The organism is Pseudomonas cerasi, from assembly GCF_027983475.1.
Taxonomy (GTDB): domain Bacteria; phylum Pseudomonadota; class Gammaproteobacteria; order Pseudomonadales; family Pseudomonadaceae; genus Aquipseudomonas; species Aquipseudomonas cerasi.
Genome location: NZ_JAQJVM010000001.1, coordinates 145,369 through 168,301 on the forward strand (window position 1 = coordinate 145,369; position 22,933 = coordinate 168,301).

The 22,933-nt window shown below is 61.1% G+C and carries 20 protein-coding genes; 11 read left to right on the plus strand and 9 right to left on the minus strand.

Features of this window, described 5'->3' with window-relative positions; translation table 11 throughout:
- Positions 1 to 208: 208 nt before the first annotated feature.
- The 3 genes from PI739_RS00670 to PI739_RS00680 all read left to right on the plus strand — a co-directional run bounded on the left by PI739_RS00670 (position 209) and on the right by PI739_RS00680 (position 6,478).
- Complete coding sequence (locus PI739_RS00670; protein WP_003365537.1) at positions 209 to 2,146, plus strand: DUF1302 domain-containing protein; 1,938 nt, start codon at positions 209 to 211, stop codon at positions 2,144 to 2,146.
- A gap of 28 nt (positions 2,147 to 2,174) precedes the next feature.
- Entirely contained in the window at positions 2,175 to 3,539 is a 1,365-nt protein-coding gene (locus PI739_RS00675; protein WP_248697096.1) for a DUF1329 domain-containing protein, read from the plus strand.
- A gap of 209 nt (positions 3,540 to 3,748) precedes the next feature.
- On the plus strand, positions 3,749 to 6,478 hold the full coding sequence (locus PI739_RS00680) for a winged helix-turn-helix domain-containing protein (protein ID WP_054080650.1): 2,730 nt from the start codon (positions 3,749 to 3,751) through the stop codon (positions 6,476 to 6,478).
- Between the two features lie 24 nt (positions 6,479 to 6,502).
- Here PI739_RS00680 and PI739_RS00685 read toward each other — a convergent pair whose 3' ends face one another.
- From PI739_RS00685 to rutA, 6 genes are all read right to left on the minus strand, one after another.
- Positions 6,503 to 7,696, minus strand: a complete 1,194-nt coding sequence (locus tag PI739_RS00685) for an HD-GYP domain-containing protein (protein WP_054080651.1) — start codon at positions 7,694 to 7,696, stop codon at positions 6,503 to 6,505.
- Positions 7,697 to 7,938: 242 nt separating this feature from the next.
- Positions 7,939 to 8,475 carry an NADH-dependent FMN reductase RutF gene (gene rutF, locus PI739_RS00690; protein ID WP_054080652.1) on the minus strand — a complete coding sequence of 179 codons (537 nt, stop codon included), beginning with the start codon at positions 8,473 to 8,475 and terminating at the stop codon, positions 7,939 to 7,941.
- 13 nt (positions 8,476 to 8,488) lie between these two features.
- Positions 8,489 to 9,268, minus strand: coding sequence for a pyrimidine utilization protein D (gene rutD, locus PI739_RS00695; protein WP_054080653.1), 780 nt, complete (start codon positions 9,266 to 9,268; stop codon positions 8,489 to 8,491).
- Positions 9,269 to 9,309: 41 nt separating this feature from the next.
- The gene (gene rutC, locus PI739_RS00700; RefSeq protein WP_003365523.1) at positions 9,310 to 9,693 is read right to left on the minus strand and encodes a pyrimidine utilization protein C; all 384 of its coding nucleotides are present in this window, start codon (positions 9,691 to 9,693) and stop codon (positions 9,310 to 9,312) included.
- 10 nt (positions 9,694 to 9,703) lie between these two features.
- Positions 9,704 to 10,441 (minus strand): pyrimidine utilization protein B, encoded by a 738-nt coding sequence (gene rutB, locus PI739_RS00705; RefSeq protein WP_054080654.1) that lies wholly within the window; start codon positions 10,439 to 10,441, stop codon positions 9,704 to 9,706.
- Entirely contained in the window at positions 10,441 to 11,523 is a 1,083-nt protein-coding gene (gene rutA / locus PI739_RS00710) for a pyrimidine utilization protein A (RefSeq protein ID WP_003433682.1), read from the minus strand. Before rutA ends, rutB begins: the two co-directional genes overlap by 1 nt.
- Positions 11,524 to 11,816: 293 nt before the next feature.
- Here rutA and rutR point away from each other — a divergent pair, with 293 nt between their 5' ends.
- The 6 genes from rutR (at position 11,817) to PI739_RS00740 (ending at position 18,189) form a co-directional block, all read left to right on the plus strand.
- Positions 11,817 to 12,545, plus strand: coding sequence for a pyrimidine utilization regulatory protein R (gene rutR, locus PI739_RS00715; RefSeq protein WP_054080655.1), 729 nt, complete (start codon positions 11,817 to 11,819; stop codon positions 12,543 to 12,545).
- Positions 12,546 to 12,758: 213 nt separating this feature from the next.
- Positions 12,759 to 13,850, plus strand: coding sequence for a BMP family ABC transporter substrate-binding protein (locus PI739_RS00720; protein WP_003365515.1), 1,092 nt, complete (start codon positions 12,759 to 12,761; stop codon positions 13,848 to 13,850).
- Positions 13,847 to 15,358 (plus strand): ABC transporter ATP-binding protein, encoded by a 1,512-nt coding sequence (locus PI739_RS00725; protein ID WP_054080656.1) that lies wholly within the window; start codon positions 13,847 to 13,849, stop codon positions 15,356 to 15,358. The genes PI739_RS00720 and PI739_RS00725 overlap by 4 nt, the downstream gene beginning before the upstream one ends.
- Complete coding sequence (locus tag PI739_RS00730; protein ID WP_054080657.1) at positions 15,351 to 16,460, plus strand: ABC transporter permease; 1,110 nt, start codon at positions 15,351 to 15,353, stop codon at positions 16,458 to 16,460. The genes PI739_RS00725 and PI739_RS00730 overlap by 8 nt, the downstream gene beginning before the upstream one ends.
- A complete protein-coding gene (locus PI739_RS00735; protein WP_054080658.1) occupies positions 16,460 to 17,386 on the plus strand; it encodes an ABC transporter permease in 927 nt (308 codons plus the stop codon). Before PI739_RS00730 ends, PI739_RS00735 begins: the two co-directional genes overlap by 1 nt.
- Positions 17,387 to 17,499: 113 nt before the next feature.
- Positions 17,500 to 18,189 carry a YiaD family glycine zipper/OmpA-like lipoprotein gene (locus tag PI739_RS00740; protein ID WP_003433676.1) on the plus strand — a complete coding sequence of 230 codons (690 nt, stop codon included), beginning with the start codon at positions 17,500 to 17,502 and terminating at the stop codon, positions 18,187 to 18,189.
- Between the two features lie 109 nt (positions 18,190 to 18,298).
- Here the strand turns inward: PI739_RS00740 and PI739_RS00745 are convergent, their stop codons facing one another.
- The 3 genes from PI739_RS00745 to PI739_RS00755 all read right to left on the minus strand — a co-directional run bounded on the left by PI739_RS00745 (position 18,299) and on the right by PI739_RS00755 (position 21,745).
- Positions 18,299 to 19,207 carry a 1-acylglycerol-3-phosphate O-acyltransferase, YihG family gene (locus PI739_RS00745; RefSeq protein ID WP_054080659.1) on the minus strand — a complete coding sequence of 303 codons (909 nt, stop codon included), beginning with the start codon at positions 19,205 to 19,207 and terminating at the stop codon, positions 18,299 to 18,301.
- A 63-nt stretch (positions 19,208 to 19,270) separates the two neighbouring features.
- Positions 19,271 to 21,361 (minus strand): phosphate acetyltransferase, encoded by a 2,091-nt coding sequence (gene pta / locus PI739_RS00750; RefSeq protein WP_054080660.1) that lies wholly within the window; start codon positions 21,359 to 21,361, stop codon positions 19,271 to 19,273.
- Between the two features lie 78 nt (positions 21,362 to 21,439).
- The gene (locus PI739_RS00755) at positions 21,440 to 21,745 is read right to left on the minus strand and encodes a DUF3565 domain-containing protein (RefSeq protein WP_003365499.1); all 306 of its coding nucleotides are present in this window, start codon (positions 21,743 to 21,745) and stop codon (positions 21,440 to 21,442) included.
- A 14-nt stretch (positions 21,746 to 21,759) separates the two neighbouring features.
- Between PI739_RS00755 and PI739_RS00760 the strand changes: the two genes are divergently transcribed.
- Entirely contained in the window at positions 21,760 to 22,245 is a 486-nt protein-coding gene (locus tag PI739_RS00760; RefSeq protein ID WP_003365497.1) for an FKBP-type peptidyl-prolyl cis-trans isomerase, read from the plus strand.
- Positions 22,246 to 22,376: 131 nt separating this feature from the next.
- Positions 22,377 to 22,865, plus strand: coding sequence for a glutathione peroxidase (locus PI739_RS00765; RefSeq protein ID WP_003365493.1), 489 nt, complete (start codon positions 22,377 to 22,379; stop codon positions 22,863 to 22,865).
- Positions 22,866 to 22,933 lie beyond the last annotated feature (68 nt).

The following is a 22,933-nucleotide window of genomic DNA, read 5'->3' on the forward strand; positions in this document are numbered from 1 at the left end:
CATGTTTTTTGGCGGCCTCCCGGAAACGGGCGGTCCAGAGGCGTTGGTCGTGCAAATCACACTTTAGAGGGATCTAGCGTCAGAGTGTGCTGGCTATAGTCAGCACCGGGAATGGCAAGAGCGGACCTGGCGTGTGTGTTGATTCGATGACTGATTCGTTTCTGGATTTCCCCACCGCCATAACAATAAAACACAAGGAGTAGCGTCGATGACAAGCACATCCCCCTTCTGGCGTCGGGCCAGGCTGCCTCTGGCTGTCAGCCTTGCCTCATCGCTCGCCAGCCCGGCCTTTGCCGTGACCTTCAACGTTGGCGAGATCGAAGGCAGTTTCGACTCCTCGCTGTCGGTGGGCGCGAGCTGGTCGACTGCCAATCCCAACAAGAACCTGATCGGCGCCAACAACGGTGGGCGTGGTCTGTCGCAGACGTCCGATGACGGTCACTTGAACTTCAAGCGTGGGGAGACGTTTTCGAAGATCTTCAAGGGCATTCATGATCTGGAATTGAAATACGGCGATACCGGCGTTTTCCTGCGCGGCAAATACTGGTACGACTTCGAACTCAAGGATGAAAACCGCGAGTTCAAGGACATCAGCGACTCGGGCCGCAAGGAGGGCGCCAAGTCGTCCGGGTTCCAGCTGCTCGACGCCTTCGTCTATCACAACTATTCGATTGCCGATCAGCCCGGCGCGGTGCGCTTCGGCAAGCAGGTCATCAGTTGGGGTGAAAGTACCTTCATTCAGGGCGGCATCAACAGCGTCAACCCGATCGATGTCTCGGCGTTCCGGCGACCCGGTTCGGAAATCAAGGAAGGCCTGATTCCGGTCAACATGTTCTACCTGTCCCAGAGCCTGACCGACAACCTGTCTGCCGAAGGTTTCTACCAGCTGGAATGGGATCAGACGGTCGTCGACAACTGCGGCACCTTCTTCTCGCAACCCGATGTGATTGCCGATGGCTGCAACAACAACCTGGCGGTCTTGCGCAGCCGCAGCGGCCTGAACAGCTCGCTGACGGCGGCCGGTTTGCCAGCCGGCGCGCGCGGTGCGGTGTTCAATTCGCTGTCGCAGCAGGGCGTGGTGTTCGGCAACCCGGATGAGGGCGCGGTGGTGCGTCGAGGCCCTGACCGCGATGCGCGCGACAGCGGCCAGTTCGGTTTCGCCTTGCGTTACAACTTCGAACCGCTGGATACCGAGTTCGGCGCGTACATGATGAATTACCACAGCCGTGCACCGATTTTCAGCGGGCGCGGCGGCTCGGCCGCTTCGTTCAGTCCGCAAGGGCTGGTCGGTTCGCTGGTTCGCAACGGCATTCCTGCCAGCACTGCCGCCGCGCTGGCCCCCAGCCTGCTGCCGGTGGTGGTGGCGGGCAACTCCAGTTACTACGTTGAGTACCCCGAGGACATTCGCCTGTACGGCCTGAGCTTCTCGACCACGCTGCCCACCGGCACGGCGTGGAGCGGTGAGATCAGCTACCGCCCCAACGCACCGATTCAGGTCAACACCACCGACATCCTCTATTCGGGCATTTCGCCGCTCAACCCCAACGTGTCGCTGCTCAGCGGTCAGCCGAATACGGATCAAGCCGGTTATCGCCGCAAAGAAATCACCCAGATGCAGACCACATTTACCCAGTTCTTCGATCAGGTCATGGGCGCAGAGCGTCTGACGGTGGTCGGTGAAGTGGGTTGGACGCACGTGGGCGGGCTCGAAAGCACCTCCAAAATCCGTTACGGACGCGATCCGGTGTATGGCCCTGGGCCGCTGCCTGGCGGTCAATGCGCAACGCTGAACGCCGGCACGCTGACCGGTGCCGAGCAGAACAACCTGACCCGCTATTGCGAAGACGACGGCTTTACCACTGCCAACTCCTGGGGCTACCGCGCCCGCGCCATCTGGGATTACAACAGCGTGTTTGCCGGGGTCAACCTCAAGCCGAGCGTGGCCTGGTCGCATGACGTCAAAGGCTATTCACCCGGCCCTGGCGGCAACTTCGAAGAGGGGCGCAAGGCCGTCAGCCTGGGGCTTGATGCCGAGTACCAGAACACCTACACCGCGAACCTTTCCTACACCAACTTCTTTGATGGCAAGTACACCACGGTCGATGACCGGGACTTCGTGGCGCTCAGCTTCGGCATGAACTTCTAAGAACATGGTTTTCAGGATGACGATGAACATGAAAATAACAAAAAGTCTGTTGCAAGCCGGGGTTCTGGGGATGTCGCTGCTGGCGACCGGTGTGATGGCGGCGGTGTCCGAGTCCGAAGCGGCAAAGCTGGGCACCTCGCTGACGCCGATGGGCGCGGAAAAGGCCGGTAATGCGGCCAACACCATCCCGGCCTGGAGCCCGATGCCGAAAAACGCCGGGGCGGTGGACAGCAAGGGTTTCCTTGCCAACCCGTATGCCAGTGAAAAACCGCTGTTCATCATCACTGCGGCCAATGTCGAGCAGTACAAGGACAAGCTGGCGCCGGGCCAGTACGCGATGTTCAAGCGTTACCCGGACAGCTACCGGATTCCGGTCTACCCGACCCATCGCGGTGCCACCGTGCCGGATGACGTGTTCGCCGCGATCAAAAAGAATGCCACCACCACCAAGCTGGTCGGCGGCGGCAGTGGTCTGGAAAACTTCGACACGGCCATCCCGTTCCCGATCCCGGCCAGCGGTGTCGAGGTCATCTGGAACCACATCACCCGCTACCGGGGCGGCAGCGTCAAGCGTCTGGTCACACAGGCCACGCCACAGCCCAACGGCTCCTACAGCCTGGTGTATTTCTCCGATCAGTTCGTGTTTCGCGACAAGATGAGGGATTTCGACCCGAAAAATCCGGGCAACGTGCTGTTCTACTTCAAGCAGGAAGTCACCGCCCCGGCGCGTCTGGCCGGTGGCGTGCTGCTGGTGCATGAAACCCTCGATCAGGTGAAGGAGCCGCGTTCGGCCTGGCTGTACAACGCCGGTCAACGCCGCGTCCGGCGTGCGCCGCAGGTGTCGTATGACGGGCCGGGCACCGCGTCCGACGGGCTGCGCACCTCCGACAACCTCGACATGTACAACGGCGCGCCGGATCGCTATGACTGGAAACTGATCGGCAAGCAGGAAATGTACATCGCCGCCAACAGCCACAAGCTGGACGATCCGACGCTCAAGTACGCCGACATCATCAAGGCCGGCCATATCAACCAGGACCTGACCCGCTACGAACTACGCCGCGTCTGGCACGTGACCGCTACCCTCAAGGAAGGGCAGCGTCATATCTATGCCAAGCGTGACTTCTTCATCGATGAAGACACCTGGCAGGCTGCCGTCATCGACCATTACGACGGGCGTGGTCAGTTGTGGCGCGTGGCCGAGGCACACTCGGAAAACTACTACGACAAGCAAGTGCCGTGGTACGCGGTAGAAACACTGTACGACCTGCAATCGGGTCGCTACGTGGCGCTGGGCATGAAGAACGAAGAGAAGAAAGCCTACGAGTTCGGCTTCACGGCCGGCACCAGCGACTTCACCCCCAACGCGCTGCGTCAGGAAGGGGTTCGTTGATACCTGATCGATACACGCTGTAGCGCAGCGCCTGCCTTGTACGCCTGAAAAGCCCCTTGATCGGGGCTTTTTCAGTTGTGGAAAGCGGCCTTATAAGCTGTAGGAATTTTGTTACAGTCTTTTCGGTGATGGCCTTTCAAAAGTAGCGATTTACCCGCTAGTCTCCGAACACCGCGATGCCGAAACAACGATTCCTACACGAGCCGGCCATGACTGATCTGTCCCGAATGCAAGGGTTTGCAGACGGCGCGATTCCTGCGTTGGAAGGGCGATTTTTCCGTCCACCTCTGCCTGAGGGTTATGTTCCCCGTGCGCGCCTGTGTCAGCGTCTCGATGCAGGGCTTGGCGGCCGACTGCTGCTGATCTGCGCCCCGGCCGGGTTCGGCAAGAGCTCGCTGGCTGTCGAGTTCTGTCAGGGGTTGCCGGACAACTGGCAAAACGTATGGCTGGGTCTGAGCGCGCGGGACAGCGACCCGGGCCGTTTTCTCGAGCGTTTGCTGGCCAGCCTTCAACAGTTCTTCCCGCAACTGGGCGTGCAGGCGATGAGCCTGCTGAAGATGCGCCAGCGCCACCAGCCGTTTGCCTTCGAGGAGTGGCTCGACGGCCTGCTCGACGAATTGGCCATGCACCTGATACTGAGCAAGCCGCTGCTGCTGGTGCTCGATGACTATCATCTGGCCCAGGGACCGGTACTCGATCGCTGCCTGCAGTTCCTTCTCAATCATCTGCCGGCCGGGCTGGTGGTGATGGTGACCAGCCGACAGCGCCCGGACTGGCATCTGGCACGCTTGCGTCTGACGCGGCAGTTGCTGGAAATCAACGAACAGGACCTGCGCCTCACGCACGCCGAATCCATGGCAGTGCTGGAGCGGCACTGCGGGTCGCTCGACAGCGAGGCGTTGCAAAGCCTGATTCAGCGCAGCGAAGGCTGGGTCGCCGGGCTACGCTTCTGGCTGCTGGCGGCATCCGAAGCCGGCGACGAAAGCGCCTTGCCCCAGGCGCTGCGTGGCAGTGAGGTGCTGATTCGCGAGTACCTGCTTGAAGAGGTGATCGACTGCCTGCCTGCCGATGTTCAGGCGTTTCTCTACGACACCGCCTGCCTGGAGCGCTTTTGCGCCGAGCTGTGCGACGCCGCGCGGGATAGCCATGACAGTGTTGAGATGCTGGGTTATCTGCAGGCGCATCAGGTTTTTCTGGTGCCGCTGGACGAGCAGGGCCATTGGTTTCGCTATCACCATCTGTTTTCCGATCTGTTGCGCGCGCGTCAGGCGGCCGGTGCACCACCGACCCGTCTGCACCTCAATGCCTGCCGCTGGTTCAGCGCTCAGGGCCAACTGGACGAAGCGGTCGAGCAGGCGTTACGCGCCGGGCATCTGGATGTGGCGGCCAATCTGGTGCAGAACCTCTCGGAAGAGCAACTGCTGGCCGAACAGAACGTCGGCATGCTGCTGCGCTGGAAGATGGATTTGCCGGATGACCTGCTGACCAGCACGCCACGCCTGATCGTGCTCTACGCCTGGGCGCTGGGGCTGGCCTGCCAGCTGGATGCCGCCGAAGAACTGGCCAATCAACTGAGCCGGTTTCTGCCGGCGCCCTCGGCCACGGCTCAGAAATCCATGCTCGCCCAGTGGCTGGCGCTCAGCGGCATCATCGCCCGTGGCCGTGGAGACAGCGAAAAGACTCAGCGCTATTGCACCGAAGCCCTGCTGAGCCTGCCGGAAAAACGTTATGGGCAGCGGCTGGTGTGCCTGTCGACACTGGCCAACCTCGCGGTTGCCAACGGTGATCTGTGGCGCGCCCGTGTGTTGAATCGTGATGCGCTGGAGCTGGCTCAGCGGGTCGCCAATCCGTTGTTCGAGGCGCTGGCGCATTACGACCGCGCCCGAGTCCTGCAGGCACGGGGCGAGATTCTGCGCGCGCTCGAGGAAGTACGGCAGGGGCAGCAACGCCTCAAGGGCTTGTCCACCGTTCGGCTGTACGCGGTCCGCGCGCGTCTGACGCTGTATGAAGGCTACTTGCTGACCCTGCGTCTGCAGGTGGACGAGGGGCGGGCGTTATTGCTGGCCGGGCTGGCCGAGGCGCGCGCCTGCCGCGACATCAGCGTGCTGATCGGTCATTGCGTGATCGCCACCATGGAAGGCTGCGCCGGCCGCTTTGCCGAAGCCTTCGCCGAACTTGCCGAGGCCGAACGTCTGATGCACATCTGGGACGTGCCGCCGATCTACTACCTGGCGATGATTACCCTGGTCAAATGCGAGCTGTGGCTGTTGCAGGGGCGCATGGACCTTGCCGAAGCGTGGCTGCTGCGCCTGACGCAAACCTACAACGGCGGTCTCGGCGCTGCGGCCCCTGAATGCCATCCACAATTGCCGCAACACATCGAGTTGCAGCGTGCCGTACTCGAACGACTACAGGGTGACGGCGTTGCCTGCGAGCAGCGCTTGCGGGCGCTTGAGCTGCGCGCTCAGGAGGTGGGGGCGAAACTGCTGGGACTGATCGCCATGACCCAGCAGATCGGCCTGCTGCTGAGCCAGGCGCGACGCGATGAGGCGCGGGAATTGTTGCTGCGCAGCCTGCCCGCAGCGTCCGGCGGCGCACTGATACCGTTCAAGGCGCTGATTGCCGAGCACCCCCAGTGGCTGCATGAGCAACTGCTGCAACTGCCACCCTGTCGGGTTCGAGCTGCGCTGCTGGAAAAACTCCCGGTCTGTTGCACGCCGTTGCACGAGCCGGCACATGGCGGCGATTGCCTCAGCGTGCGTGAACTGGGAGTGCTGCAACTGATTGCACAGGGCTGTTCCAATCAGGAGATCAGCGAGCAGCTGTTCATCTCTCTGCACACCGTCAAGACCCACGCCAGTCATATCAACAGCAAACTGGGGGTCGAGCGTCGTACTCAAGCGGTGGCGAGGGCCAAGACGCTGGGCTTGCTGGGTTGACAGCGGTGGCGTTCACCGGGCCGCTCAGGCCGGGCTGCCCGCCCACAGCGTATCGACTTCTTCCAGCCCCCAGTCGGTGGGTTTTTCGATTCTGACGATCCCGTCCGGGTCGGAAGGGCAAGTCAGGTCGATGACTTGCGCGGCGAACGTCTTGCCGGTGCGAGCTGACATGAACACCTTCACTTTCGGTTTCAGCAGCGATGCCTGACCTTGTTCGACCACCACGCCGAGGCGCCCGCTCTCCAGGCGTACCAGTGTGCCGATCGGGTAAATACCCACGGTCTTGACGAAGCTTTGAAACACCACATCGTCAAAATGCCCTTTCCACGAGGCCATTTCGCGAATCGAATGGGCAACGCCCCAGCCCTTTTTGTAAGGGCGGTCGGAAGTAATCGCGTCATACACATCGCAGACCGCGCCCATGCGCGCGAAGATGCTGATCTGGTCGCCTTTCAGGCCATGCGGGTAGCCCGACCCGTCGACCTTTTCGTGGTGATGCAGGCAGACGTCAATCACCGACGCTGCCACGGGCTGCGTCTCCATGAGGATCTTCACACCCAGCTCGGGGTGGGCCTTCATGATCTCGAATTCGTCGCGGGTCAGGCGGCCCGGTTTGTTGAGCACCGCCGGGGCGATCATCATTTTGCCGACATCGTGCATCAGCCCGGCCACACCGGCCTCACGGACCTGATCGTCAGGCATGCCCATGCGTTTGGCCAGCGCAACCATCAACGCGCAGACCGCCACCGAGTGCATGTAGGTGTATTCGTCGGATGTCTTCAGGCGTGACAGGCTGATCAGCGCGTGCGGATGGCGCAGGATCGAGTTGGAGATTTCTTCCACCAGCAATTGCACATTGCCGACATCCATGGCCCGGCCCATGCGCGCTTCGGTAAACATGGACATGACCGCATCTCTGGCCCGTCCACAGATCACCCTGGCGCGTAGAACTTCCTTTTCGAGACTGGTCGGAGTCGTATCGTCGCTGGCCGATGGCGCTGTCCAGGCGGCCGAGGGCTCGGGTGCCAGTACACGGCTTTTGCCGGTTTCGATCCAGACTTCCTGGGTGCCCGATTGCTGGATGCGCCTGAGCACTTCAATGTCATCGAGCATGACTTCGACCAGGCCTATCCAGAATGAATCATTGGTCCAGCGGCGGCAGATTTTGTGGATGTGCATGCCCAGGGCAAGCTCAGCCACAGGTATTTTCTTCAGCATGCTCAGCCACCTGCGCGCATAGGCATGCCTGGCGGCGGGTAAGCGCGACGAGCATACGATGGGCTGCTGGCGGGTATCAGCAGGATGCAGGCGCTATGGACCGACATGACTTCACCTCATTGACTGCAAGGATCATCCTGATCTCACAATGCCAGTATACGGAGGTGTCGCAAAAAATCATGCCTATTTGGTGCATTCCGGTGGGTCCATTCTGAAAGTCCGCCAGTCAGCCGGCAAAGCCTTCATGACACTGGCGTTTCGCTCGGCAGGTGATGATAGCGACGGCCGAAGTACACCAATGCGTCTGCGCCGCTCTGATGCCTGATATCCACGACTTCGCAGAACAGGATGTCATGCGTGCCGACGCTGATCGACTGGCTCACCTTGCAGTCGAGCGCCAGTTTCGCACTGTCCAGGATCGGCGCGCCGGTCACTCCGGGTTCCCACTGGTCGCAGGCAAAGCGTTCCTGCTGTGAGCTCTTGCCGCCGAACAGGTTGGACAAGTCCTGCTGACCGTTGCCCAGCGTATTGACGCACAACGTGCCGTTTTCCATGAAGGCGTCATACACCGACGCACTGCGGTTGATGCAGACCAGCAGCGTCGGCGGTTGATCCGTCACGCTGCACACGGCGGTCGCGGTAAAGCCGGCACGTCCGCCAGGGCCATCGGTGGTGATGACGTTGACGGCGGCGGCCAGGCTGGACATCGCCTCGCGAAACGCCAGCTGGCTGACAGCAGCGATAGGCAGAATGGTGGGAGCTGCAGAGGAAGTAGTCATGAAATGAGTCCTTTCAGGGTTGTGTGCCGAGAAAATCGAACAAGGCGCGTTGGAAGGGCTGTGGATCGGTAATGTTCGAGGCATGGCCGCCATAGTCCAGCAGCGCCAGCGTTGCATTCGGCAGCGCGTTGGCCAGGTGCCGGGATTGCTGCCAGGGCACCAGCATGTCGTCGCGGTTGGCAATCAACAGGGTCGGGGTGTGGATGCGTGCAAGATTGGCCTCCACGTCGAAGGTTTCAAGGGCATGGATACGCCGCAGCAGGTTGTCGGTGTCGGGAAAATGCGCCAGCGCGTGGGCTTCGTCATCGGCCAGCCGCAGGCCGTTGGCGGCGATCCAGTCCGCCGGGTAGAGGAACAGCGCCTGAGCCTGTACGTAGGCCTCAGGTCCGCTGTTCAACAGCAGTTTCTTGCGCACTGAAAAGCAGCGCGCGCTGTGCGGGTTCGGGCTGCTCCAGGCATTGATCAGTACCAGACTTTGCAACAGTTCCGGACGCAGCAGGGCCAGTTCCAGACCCACCAGGCCGCCCAGCGCATGGCCCATGAAATGGCAACGCTGGATACCGAGTGAATCGAGCAGGGCCAGCAACTCGATAGCCATGTGCCGGATCGAATAATCCGCCGGCAGCACCGCAGGGCTGCGTCCGGTTCCGGCATGGTCGTAGACGAGCACGCGGTAATCGCGGGTCAGCAGTGCCAGGTCATCCGCCCAGTAGCGACCGGACCCGCCCAGCCCGGAGCTGAGCACCAGGGTCGGTGCATCGGCATGCTGGCAGGCATGAAACTCATGGAACATGGGTTTTCTCCGGGTGGGCGTCAACTGCCCACAGTCGCGATTCAGCCGATGTGGGCGATGCTGGCGATTTCGATCAACGCCTCGGGTTTGACCAGGCCGCACTGGATGCAGTAACGGGCCGGTTTCTCGCCCGCGAAATACTCGGCATACACTTCGTTGACTTTGGCGTAGTCGGCCCAGTCACGAATCATGATCATGTTGAACGTGACATCGTCCATCGTCCCGCCCGCGGTCTCGACCACGGTTTTGATGGCTTCCAGCACGTGACGGGTCTGCGCGGTGGCGTCGCCGACGTGTACCACGTTGTTGTCCTTGTCGAACGGCAGCGTGCCCGAGACATAGAGCACGCCGTCGGCCATGGAGCCCGGAACGAACGGCGCGATGGGTTTGCTGGTGCCGGCAGGGATGATCGCTTTTTTGGTCATACTGATGTCCTCACGAAGGTTGCCCGACAGGGCTGAAAGTGGTGCAGAAGTCATCGACGCTGGAAACCCAGCCAAAGAAGGTTTCGATGTTGAACAGCGCGGCTTGCTGAGCGAATTCGGGGCCTGCCTGATGGGTCGCGTCAGCCAGCACCACGCCGAAATACTCCAGATGAAAACCGTCGCGCAGGGTCGACTCGACGCAGACATTGGTGGCGATGCCGGTAAACACCAGATTGCGAATGCCGCGGCTGCGCAGCACGCTGTCGAAGCTGGAATTGAAGAAGCCGCTGTAGCGGATTTTCGGCACCACGATGTCGCCAGGCTGTGGCGTTAGCTCGTCGACCAACTGGTAGTCCCAACCACCCTTGGCCAGCAGTTGCCCTTCGAGTTCAGGGCGCTTGCGCATGGTTTTCAGGGCGTTGGACTTGTGCCAGTTAGGTGAGCCGGGGCCACCGGCCTCGACATAGGCCGGGTCCCAGCCATTCTGGAAAAAGATCACCGGAATGCCTGCCGCACGTGCGGCGGCACAGGCCTTGTTGATATTGGCGATGACCGGCCCGGTGCTGCTGACATCGAACCCGGCCAGGTCCAGATACCCGCCGAGCGATGCGTAGGCGTTCTGCATGTCAACTACCACCAGCGCGGTTTCGCCGGGTTTCATGCGCAGCGGTTCGGGACGTGCGGGTAGCTCGCGGGCGGGCTGCACGTCCGGCAGGTCAACGCCTGCGACGGTTGTCGAGGTCGTCATCAGACCACCTCCTTGAGTTGCGCAATGTGCTTGCGACTGGTCATCAGCGGCTGGATTTTCTCGCCGAAGTCTTCGACCCCTTTGACGAAATCATCGAACGTCAGCATCACGCCTTGGGTCCCCGGCACACTGGCGACTTCGTCGAGCATTCTTGCCACTGTGGCCCACGACCCCACCAGCGTGCCCATGTTGATGTTGACCGCTGAGGTCGGGTCGGCCATCTGCCGCAGATTGGAACCGGCACTTTTATCCGCCGAACCTTTCTCGCTCAGCCAGGCGATCGCTTCTTCATCGGCACCGTCCTTGATGTGCTCCCAGCGAGCCCGTGCAGCTTCGTCGGTATCGTCGGCGATGATCATGAACAGCACACAGGAAGTGACGTTGCGGCCGGTCTTTTCATTGGCTTCGATCAGTTTCTGTGCGGTTGGCGCAAAGGCCGTGGGGGTGTTGACGCCTTTGCCGAAGCAGAAGTTGTAGTCAGCGTATTGCGCCGAGAACGCCATGCCCGCTTCACTTTGACCGGCGCAGATCAGCTTCATGTCGGCCTGTGGGCGAGGGCTGACGCGGCAGTCCTGCATGCTGAAATGTTCGCCCTTGAAGTCGCTGCTGCCGGTGGCCCACAGGTCGCGCAGAACCTGAGCGTATTCGGCCAGGTATTCATAGCGGGTGTGGAAGAACTCGTCGCCCGGCCACAGGCCCATTTGCTCGTATTCCGGCTTCTGCCAGCCGGTGACGAGGTTGATCCCGAAGCGGCCATTGGAGATCGAATCGATGGTCGAGGCCATGCGCGCGGCAATGGCGGGCGGGATGGTCAGGGTGGCAACCGTGGCGAACAGCTGGATCCGGCTGGTCACTGCGGCCAGGCCGGCCATCAGCGTGAACGACTCCAGGTTGTGTTCCCAGAACTGCGTCTTGCCGCCGAAGCCACGCAATTTGATCATCGACAGCGCGAAGTCGAAGCCGTAGCCCTCGGCCTTCTGCACGATCTGTTTGTTCAGCTCGAAGGTCGGCATGTACTGCGGAGCATTGCTGGAAATCAGCCAGCCGTTATTGCCGATGGGGATGAAGATACCAATGTCCATATGAGGCCTCTCTGCGTGGGTCGATGCGTGCCAAGGCGCGACTGGCGGCACTTGAATCGCCTTTCAATCGTCTCTTGATCACCTTCTGCATTAAGCGGGCCATAAAATTTTGTTGTTTTTATTCAAAGGCTTGAAAGTTTTCATGGTTTATTTCAGACCATTTGGTCCGAATCAGAGCACTTGGTTTGTGCAGGGCGCACGCAGATGGGGCAGGGCTGACGGCGCAGGCAATCCGTATCGACAAAACAGCTGCGCCCGTTAAGATGCCCGCTCATTTCGGCATCACTGGATGGATGTGCGTGAACAAGAAACCTCCCCTGGTGGACCCGGTGAACAAGCGCGTACGCAAGGTCAAGCCGGAGACCGTGGTCAAGACGACCCGCGAACCCAGTGCGACATCCCTGAAGCGGCGCATGCGCCTGATGGAAGGCAAGCGCACGCTGATTCTCGATGCGGCGCTGGAGATATTTTCCCGCTATGGCGTGCACGGCAGCAGCCTGGATCAGGTCGCGAGCCTGGCGGACGTCTCCAAGACCAACCTGCTGTATTACTTCAGCAGCAAGGACGACCTGTACCTGAACGTGCTGCGCCAGTTGCTCGAGGTATGGCTGAGCCCGCTGGTGCACTTCACCGCCGACAAGGAGCCGGTGCAGGCGATCAGCGCCTACATCAAGGCCAAGCTGGAGATGTCCCGCGATCATCCGGCCGAATCACGGCTGTTCTGCATGGAAGTGATGCAGGGCGCACCGCTGATTCAGGGCGAGTTGCAGCACCCGTTGCGTGACACGGTGCAGGCCAAGGTGGCGGTGATTCAGCACTGGATCGACAGCGGCCAGTTGGCCCCCATCAACCCGCATCACCTGATTTTCACTCTGTGGGCGACCACTCAGCATTACGCCGACTTCCGCACTCAGGTCGAGGCCGTGACCGGCAAGACGCTGGATGATCCGGCGTTTTTCGAAGAAGTGCTGGCGAGCCTGCGCAGCATGGTTCTGGACGGGATCCTGCCGCGCAAGGTGTGAACAGGGGGCGCCGGCCCTGACCCGCGCACCCCGCCTGCGCAGTGCGCGGACGTCCTGCACAAACCAAGTGCTCTGATTCAGACCATTTGATCTGTTTTATTCGTCTCGATGGCGTCAGGTCGTTGTTCCGTAGCGTTTTTCCTGTACTGGCATGGATGCTGCTAATGCCTGCGTGTGCGGTCCTCATCGGCCATTACCCTCAGGAAAACGTCTATGTACAAGAAACTGTTGCCCGGGACATTATGTGCGGCCGTAGCGTTGGGAGCGGTCGGCCTCGCTCAGGCTGAAGGATTGACCCTCGAAGGGAAGCCGAAAATCGCCATGGTGTATATCAGCCCGCGCAATGATGGCGGCTGGACTCAGGCCTTCGACGAAGCACGTGTGAAGCTTGAAAAGGATCTGGACACCAAGATCCAGTACGTCGAGAGCGTGCCCGAGAACGCCGCGGCCATTACGCCGGTGGTCGACCGCCTCATCGCACGCGGTGCCAACATCATCGTCGGCACTGCGTTCGGCTACTCCGACACCTTTCTTGCACTGGCCAAAAAATACCCGAAAGTCGCGTTCCTGAATGGCTCGGGCACCACCAATGCGCCCAACCTCGAATCGTTTTATGGGCGTACCTACGAGAGCCAGTACCTGTGCGGCATGGCCGCTGGTGCGGCCTCGAAGACCGGCAAGCTGGGCTTCGTCGCCGCTAACCCGTTCGGCCAGGTCAACTGGACCATCAATGCCTATGAACTGGGCGCCCGGCAAATCAATCCGAAGGCCACCGTCAACGTGGTCTATACCGGTGCATGGAACGATCCGGTCAAGGAGCGCGCGGCCACCATGGCGCTGATCGACAACGGTGCCGATGTGGTCGGTCAGCACGTCGACAGCCCGACACCGCAGATCGTCGCACAGGAGCGGGGCATTCATGGCACCGGCCACCATCGTGACCTGAGCGAGTTCGCTCCCAAGGCGACGGTCTGCTCTTCGCTGTGGGTCTGGGATCGCTTCCTCGGGCCGGAGCTGAAGAAAATCATTGCCGGCAACTGGACGCCGCCCGCCAACGGCGCGCTGCTGTCGATGCAACAGGGCGGTACCGATATTAAGCTGACTGCGGACACGATCATTTCCGATGCAGACCGCAAGAAGATCGAGGCCGAGCGCGCCGAGCTGCTGGCGGGCAGGAAAATCATCTACAGCGGTCCGCTGGCCGATCGTGACGGTAAGGAGCGAGTGGCGGCCGGTCAGCAATTGTCTGACCCGGACCTGTGGAAAATGGACTGGTTCGTCGAAGGCGTGAAGACTCAGCAATGAGTCAGGTCAATGCGCTGCAACTCACCGGCATCAGCAAATCGTTCGATGGCTTCAAGGCGCTGATCGATGCCGACTTCACCGCCTGTTGGGGGGAAGTGCATGCGCTGCTGGGCGAAAACGGTGCAGGCAAGTCCTCACTGATGAACATCGCCGCCGGGCTGTACGCACCGGAAACCGGCACCCTGCTGCTGGACGACAACCCGGTTCAGCTTCAGGGACCGAGGGACGCCAGCCGCTACCGGATCGGCATGGTTCACCAGCACTTCAAGCTGGTGAAACCGTTCACGGTGGCGCAGAACATTCTCCTGGCGCTGCCCGAGCAACCTGGCGAAGGCAGCTATCGCAAGCGTCTGCGTGCGCTGGAACAGGAGATTGTCGGCAAGGCCGAGGCGCTGGGTTTTGCGATTGATCCGGCGCGTACCGTCGACAGCCTGTCAGTCGCCGAGCAGCAGCGTGTCGAGATCCTCAAGGTGCTGCTGGCCGGTGCGCGGATTCTGATCCTCGATGAACCGACAGCAGTGCTGACCGATCAGGAGGCCGAGCGTCTGCTGCTGACCGTTCAGGCATTCGCCCGACAAGGCGCGGCGGTGGTTCTGGTCACGCACAAGATGGCTGACGTCAAACGCTATGCCGACCGGGTAACCGTGATGCGTGGCGGGCGCACCGTGCAAACCCTTGACCCGCAGAAGGTGAGTGTCGAGCAACTGGTGCAGCTCACGGTAGGTGAATCGGTGCCGGTTGCCGAACATCAACCGTCGACACCCGGCGAGGTGCGTTTGCAGGTCAAGGACTTGCGCAGCGTCGGCAGCAGTACGCTCAACGGTGTCAACCTGAGCCTGCACGCCGGGCAGATTTACGGCATCGCAGGCGTGGGCGGCAATGGTCAGGCTGAACTGGCCAACGCCCTGATGGGGCTGCCGCAAGCCACTGAGGGTGAAATTCACGTGGCCGGGTTTGGCGATCTGCGCGGCGCGTCGGCCGATCAGCGTCGGCAGTTGCGCATTGCCTCGATCCCGGCCGACCGCTACGGCGCGGCGCTGGCCGGGTCGCTGTCGGTGGCCGAGAACTTTGCCATCGGCAACCTCCACAGCGGGCAATACGGCTCTTTCTGGCGCCTGGGCTACAAGCGTCTGAAACAGGATGCGCAGCGCGCCGTGGCGGACTTCGACGTACAGGGCGTGCGCTCTCTCGATCAGAAAGCTGCGTTGTTGTCGGGAGGCAACGCCCAGAAACTGGTGATCGCCCGCGAATTCAGCCGTGACCCGCAATTGGTGCTGGTGCACAGCCCGAGCCGGGGCCTGGATGTGCGTGCCACACAGGCGGTGCATGCCCGATTGCGAGCGGCTCGGGACGCGGGCGCTGCGGTGCTTGTGATCAGCGAGGATCTGGACGAAGTATTGGCCCTGGCTGACCGTGTCGGCGTGATGAACGGCGGGCGCATCGTCGCCGAGTTCGCGCACCCTGCCGACCGGCAAGCCATCGGCAAAGCGATGGTGAGCCATGACTGAATCAGTACATCCGATGAAATCCGCACGGCAACCGTTGCTGGCGCGGCGCTACACCCTGGAACTTCGTCAGCAGACCGGCTGGCTATTGCAGGCGCTGATTATTGCCCTGGCGTTGCTGATCGGGCTGGCGATCTGCACCACCATTCTGATTCTTGCTGGCGTGCCTGCTGACGAGTTGCTCAACGAATTCGTCGTGCAGACGGTGTTCGATGGGCAAAACTTCAAGGCAGTGCTGTTTCAGGCATCGCCGATGATCATGGTCGGGCTCGCCGGGTGCATGGCGTTTCGAGCACGTTTCTGGAACCTGGGGCTGGAAGGCCAGATGATCTGGGGGGCGATTGGCGCTACGGGGATCTCGCTGTTTCAGGTGGGGCCGGAGGCCTTGCGTTTGCCGCTGATGATGGCGGCAGCCGTTATCTGCGGATTGCTGTGGAGCCTGGGCCCGGTGCTGCTGAAGCTCAAGTGGCAGGTCAACGAGATCATCTCGACGCTGATGCTCAATTACATCGCCGCCAATTTCCTCCTGCACCTGGTGTACGGCAGCTGGAAGGACCCGCGAGACAACTTTCCCTATTCCCCCGCGTTCCAGAGCTTCGAGCGGCTGCCCGACCTGTTCGCCGGGTATAACGCGGCGATCCCTCTGGCGCTGCTGGTCACCGGTCTGACCCTGTGGTTCGTTGGTGTTTCGCGAGCGGGGTTGTACCTGCGCTTCGTCGATGCCAACCCTAAGGTAGCCGGGGCCGTGGGCGTCCCGGTGCGCAAGATGATCATCGGCACCGTGCTGCTGTCGGGCGCGTTGGCGGGGCTCGCAGGTTTTGTCGTGACCTCGGGGCAGGAGGGGCGCCTTACCCAGTCGTTCTATCAGGGCTACGGGTTTTCCGGGATTCTCATCGCTTTTCTGGCCCGCAACAATCCAGTGGCCGCAACCGTGGTCGCGCTGCTGATCGCCATGCTGTTCGTCGCCGGACGCAATCTGCAGGTGTTCTATCAGATTCCGTTTTCGATGGTGCAACTGATCCAGGCGATTCTGGTGATCTGCGTCGCGTCCTCGGACTTTTTCATCCGCCATCGCCTGCGGCGCATTCAGGCAGGAGAACGTTGATGGAGCTTATTTCCCACTGGCTGGGCAGCGCACCGGATTTTGCCGTGCCGTTCGCCCTGGCAGCGCTGGGCCTGATCCTCATCGAGCGCAGCGGCGTACTGGCGCTGGGCGTCGAAGGGCTGATGCTGGTCGGCGCACTGGCGGGCATCGGCATGCAGTTGAGCCTCGGCTCGCCTGGCCTTTCGCTGCTGGCGTCGATGGCGGCGGCAGGTCTGGTGTCGTTGCTGTTCGCGCTGATGGTGCTGGTGCTGCGGATCAATCAGGTGATCGCCGGGCTGGCGCTGGTGTTCTTTTGTCAGGGCTTGACCGGGTTGCTGGGCACGCTGCTGGGCTGGACCAACCGCCCGGTCAGCGGCTTGCAGGCGGTCGAGCTGTGGCCGTTGTCCGAGCTGCCTGTGGTGGGCCGGGTCTTTGTGCAGAACCCGTTGGTGTACCTGACCGTGGTGATTTTCATCGCGGTGGTCTGGCTGCTCGATCGTACGCGCACCGGGCTGCGTCTGCGCGCGGTCGGCGAGAACCCGCAGGCCGCCGATGCCGCAGGTATTTCCGTACTTGGTTACCGCTTGGCAGCGATTGTCGTTGGTTCTGCGTTGATGGGGCTGGCCGGCGGTTTCATTGCCGTGCTCAGCACCAAGATGTGGATCGCCGACATGACTGGCGGGCGCGGCTGGATTGCGGTTTCGCTGGTGATATTTGCACGCTGGTCGCCCTGGCGTGCGCTGGCTGGCGCCTTGCTGTTCGGCGGGATCGAGGCACTGATTCCGCAATTGGCGGCAACCGGCGTGCGCCTGCCTCAGTATTTCGTCCTGATGACGCCCTACGCGGTCACCCTGTTGGTCATGGTCTGGGTGGCGAGCGGCAAGCGGCAATCGAGCAGCCAGCCCGGTGCGCTGGGTGAACCTTACATTCGCGAGGAGCGTCGCTGAGCGATGCGCGCAGAAGCCCGCAAGACGGGCGGTTCAGCACGGGTTAAGGAATTTTTGATAGCGGTTATGCTCTAATCCGGTTACCAGCGTTCGTCAAAACCAGGAGCTCCTGAATGTTTACCTCGCGTCGTTTGATCATTGTTGCCACCGCCGTAGCCATGCTTTCCGGCTGTGCAACATCCAATCCCTATGACAATCAAGGCCAGGCGCAAAGCTCCGGTGGTATGAGCAAAACGGCCAAGTACGGCGGGCTCGGCGCATTGGCGGGTGCGGTCGCTGGCGCGGCCATCGATCACAATCATCGCGGCAAGGGTGCCCTGATCGGCGCTGCAGTGGCGGGTGCCGCATCGGCGGGTTACGGCTATTACGCAGACAAGCAGGAAGCTGCGTTGCGCGAGAGCATGGCCAATACTGGTGTCGAGGTACAGCGTCAGGGTGACCAGATCAAACTGATCATGCCGGGTAACATCACCTTCGCGACGGACTCTTCGGCCATTGCCAGCAGCTTCTATTCGCCGCTCAACAACCTGGCCAGTTCGCTCAAGCAGTTCAACCAGAACAACATTGAAATCGTCGGGTACACCGACAGCACCGGCAGCCGCCAGCACAACATGGACCTGTCGCAACAGCGTGCCCAGAGCGTCGCGACTTACCTGACTTCGCAAGGCGTCGATCAATCGCACCTGTCAGTGCGCGGTGCAGGGCCTGACCAACCGATTGCCAGCAACGCCGACGTCAACGGTCGCGCCCAGAACCGCCGTGTCGAGGTAAACCTCAAGCCGATTCCGGGTCAGCAGTACTGATCAATGCCGCTCCGCTCGCAGGCTGGTTGACGGCGGGGCAAAGAAGTGGGAGCTAACCTGCTCGCGAAGGTGATGGCCTCTTCGCGAGCAAGCTCGCTCCCACGAGTCACTATCCATGCTGCGCCGGATACTGCTCATGCAGGCTGTCCAGCAGCCGGTCTTTCTGTTCCCAGAGCGTGTTGATCCACTGCTGGAATTCCAGGCGGTATTCGTCGTCCTGGTCGTAATTTTTGCCGAGAAACTGCTGCGGGATTTTGATCTCTTCGAAGTGCGCAACCACTTCCCTCACGTTACCGCACAGCAGGTCCCAGTAGCCGGGTTGTCCGCCAGGGTAATGGATGGTCACGTTGATGATCGATTCCAGCTGTTCGCCCATCGCATCCAGCACGAAAGCAATGCCGCCGGCCTTGGGCTTGAGCAGGTGGCGGAACGGCGAGTTCTGTTGCGCGTGTTTGCCGGCCGTGAAGCGCGTGCCTTCGGCGAAGTTGAAAATCCCCACCGGGTTATGGCGAAACTTCGCGCAGGTGCGGCGGGTGGTTTCCAGGTCCTTGCCTTTCTTTTCCGGGTGTTTGGCAAGGTACGCCTTGGAGTAGCGCTTCATGAATGGAAAGCCCAGCGCCCACCACGCCAGACCGATCACCGGAACCCAGATCAGCTCCTGCTTGAGGAAAAACTTCAATGGGCGAATACGCCGGTTGAGCACGTACTGCAAGACCATGATGTCGACCCAGCTCTGGTGATTGCTGGTGACCAGATACGAGTGCTTGTAATCCAGCCCTTCCAGACCGCTCAGGTGCCAGCGGGTGTGGCACAGCAGTTTGATCCAGGCATTGTTGTTGCCGATCCAGGTTTCATGGATATGGCTCATCAACCAGTCGGTGAAACGCTGTGCCGCAGAGAAGGGCAGGCAGATCTTGAGGATCGTGACCGCGAACAGCACCGTGCAGCAGACGATGGTGTTCAGCGCCAGCAACAGCGAGGCAATGACGCCGCGTAACGGGGCAGGCAGGAAATCCATGAAGGAGATGGCTCCGCAAGTTATCGGAAGCCGCAGACTGCTCTGCGGCACTCGTGTCAGGTATCAGGACAGCGTGTCGGCCTGTATGGCTGTCAGCGCGATGGTGTAGACAATGTCGTCGACCTGCGCGCCGCGCGGCAGATCGTTTACCGGTTTGCGCAGGCCTTGCAGCATCGGGCCAAGGCTCACACAGTCGGCACTGCGTTGCACCGCCTTGTACGTGGTATTGCCGGTGTTCAGGTCCGGGAACACGAACACGTTGGCGCGTCCTGCGACCGCGCTGTCCGGAGCCAGCTGTCGGGCGACCTGTTCGTTGGCGGCCGCATCATACTGCAGCGGCCCGTCGATCAATAGATCGCGGCGGGTTTCGCGTGCCAGTTGCGTCGCTTCGCGGACCTTCTCGACCTCTTCGCCGCTGGCCGAGTTGCCGCTGGAATAACTGATCATCGCCACGCGCGGCGAGATGCCGAACGCAGTGGCCGAATCGGCGCTCTGCAAGGCAATCTCGGACAGCTCGCTGGCGCTCGGATGGGGGTTCATGATGCAGTCGCCGTACATCAGCACCTGCTCGGGAAAGAGCATGAAGAACACTGAAGACACCAGCGTGCAGCCTGGCGCGGTCTTGATCAGTTGCAGGGCCGGGCGGATGGTGTTGGCGGTGGAGTGAATGACGCCGGACACCAGCCCGTCTACCTCGTCCAGCGCCAGCATCACCGTACCGATCACCACCGGGTCTTCGAGCTGTTGCTCGGCCATGGGGGCATTCAGGCTTTTGCTTTTGCGCAGTTCCACCATCGGCGCAACATAGCGTTCGCGAATCAGGTCCGGATCAAGAATTTCCAGCCCCTGCGGCAGCTCGATGCCGTGCGCCTGCGCAACGGCGTGCACTTCCTCGGGTCTGGCCAGCAACACGCAACGCGCGATACCGCGCGCCTGGCAGATGGCGGCGGCCTGGATGGTCAGCGGCTCGTTGCCTTCAGGCAGTACGATGCGCTTGTTGGCCGCCTGCGCGCGCTGGATCAACTGATAGCGAAACACCGCGGGCGACAGGCGCAGCTCGCGGGGCGTGCCGCAGCGCTGGTGCAGCCAGTTGGCGTCCAGATGACTGGCAACGAAATCGGTGATGTTTTCCGCGCGCTCGCGGTCATCGATGGGGATTTCCTTGTTCAACTGATTCAGGCGATTGGCCGTGTCATACGAGCCGCTGCTGACCGACAGCACCGGCAGCCCCGCCTGCAGCGCGCCGCGACACAGCTCCATGATGCGTGGGTCGGGCACGGTATCGCTGGTCAACAGGAGGCCGGCCAGCGGTACGCCATTTATGGCTGCAAGGCTCACCGCCAGGATGATGTCGTCGCGGTCACCCGGCGTCACCACCAGCACACCCGGCTTGAGCAACGGAACCGTGTTGAGCACGGTACGGGCACAAATGATGATTCTGGTCATGCGGCGCTGATCGTAGTCGCCTGCGTTCAGCACCTGCGCGCCGAGCAGCTCGGCCACATCGCGGGTACGCGGTGCGTTGAGTTCGGCGCGATACGGAATGCAGCCCAGCAGGCGAAAGTCGCCACTGCGCAGCAACGGCGAGTGCTCTTTCAGGCGCGAGGCGAAGACTTCCATGCTCTCTTCGGTACGCACCTTGTTGAGTATCACCCCCAGCACCTTGGGGTCCTTGGGGCCGCCAAACAGCTGGGCCTGCAATTCGACCCTGCCCGACAGATCGGCGAGCACTTCATTTTCCGGGGCGGAGACCAGAATGACTTCGGCATCCAGGCTCTTGGCCAAATGCAGATTGACCCGCGCGGCATAGCTCGCGCTGCGGGTCGGGACCATGCCTTCGACCACCAGCACATCCTTGCCGACCGCTGCCTGCTGATAAAGATTGATGATCTCTTCGAGCAGTTCATCCAGTTGACCATCACCGAGCATGCGTTCGACATGCGCCAGCCCCAGAGGCTTGGGTGGCTTGAGGCCGTGGGTGCGAGCCATCAGTTCGGTCGAGCGCTCGGGGCCCACATCGCCGGGGTGTGGCTGAGCGATCGGTTTGAAAAAGCCTACTTTCAAGCCGGCGCGCTCCAGCGTGCGCACCAGTCCCAGGCTGATGGAGGTCAACCCCACGCCAAAGTCAGTGGGGGCGATAAAAAAAGTCTGCATACTGGCTTCTCGATTGAGCAGTGCAAGGGGTCGCAGCACATAGGGAAGCGCTGCCGACCGAAAAAGTCCGGAAACCGTCTAACGCGATTTCTCTGCGGCAAGACTATCGTTATCTGCGGCGTTCGCACACCAGCCGCAACGAAAGGCTTTACCGGTCATCTGTTGACGCTGTGCAGGGTCGAGTACCCAAGGGCGTGACTGCCACGGAGGATCATGACGCAGGTGCTGGGTGTGGCCGCACGACAGCAGCGCGAACCAGTGCCCGTGCTCGTCCTGTCTCAGATCGATAACGATTGAACCTTTCAAAGCGGGCCGTCCGTCAGAGTTGCGTTCGCTTTCGGGCGATTGCTTGGTTAAACTTGCCCGTTCTTCAATCTTAAGCAAAAGGTCTTGTCCCCATGCCGATCGCCGCCAATAAGGCTGTCTCCATTGACTATACCCTGACCAACGACGCTGGTGAGGTCATCGACAGTTCTACCGGTGGTGCGCCGCTGGTTTACCTGCACGGTGCAGGCAACATCATCCCGGGCCTGGAAAAGGCACTGGAAGGCAAGGAAGTAGGCGACCAGCTGAACGTTGCCGTCGAGCCCGAAGACGCCTACGGTGAGTACTCGGCCGAACTGGTCAGCACCCTGAGCAGCAGCATGTTCGAAGGCGTCGACAAGCTCGAAGTCGGCATGCAGTTTCACGCTTCCGGCCCGGATGGCGGCATGCAGATCGTGACTATCCGTGATCTGGAAGGCGACGATGTCACCGTTGACGGCAATCATCCGCTCGCGGGTCAGCGTCTGAACTTCGACGTGAAGGTTGTGGCCATCCGTGATGCCAGTGAAGAAGAAATGGCGCACGGCCATGTTCATGGTGAAGGCGGCCATCAACACTGATTTGTGCTGCTAAGCTCAGGCACTGAAAAGGCGCCCTGGCTGTTCTGCGATGACGACTTTCGTTACGCGTGCGGTCACGGTGCCTTTTTTCGGGTTGTAGCCTGGGGCGACTTGTTTCAAAAGGGGTTCTCATGAGTGCTTTTCACGACATCAAATTGAAAGCGCTGGGTGGCCAGGAACTGCCGCTGGCGAATTTCAGGAACAAAGTGGTTCTGGTGGTCAACGTCGCGTCAAAATGCGGGCTGACACCGCAGTACGCGGCACTTGAAAACCTCTATCAGCAGTACAAGGACCAAGGCCTGGAGATACTGGGTCTGCCGTGCAACCAGTTTGCCGGGCAGGAACCAGGTACCGAGCAAGAGATCGCCGAGTTTTGCCAGCTCAACTATGGCGTGACGTTTACGCTGGGTGAAAAACTCGACGTCAACGGCCCTGATCGTCACTCGCTTTACCGTTTGCTGGCGGGCGAGGGTGCCGAGTTTCCCGGGGATATCACCTGGAACTTCGAAAAGTTTCTGGTCGGCAAGAACGGTGGTGTCAGCGCACGTTTTTCTCCGCGTACCACTCCGGATGATCCTGCCGTGATCCAGGCCATTGAAAAGGCCCTGGCGCAAGGCTGATCGTATAGCCGGGGTAGCATTTCGCATTCGCCCGGCTTTCTTGCGCGCTCGTCGCTTCTGAACTCAAA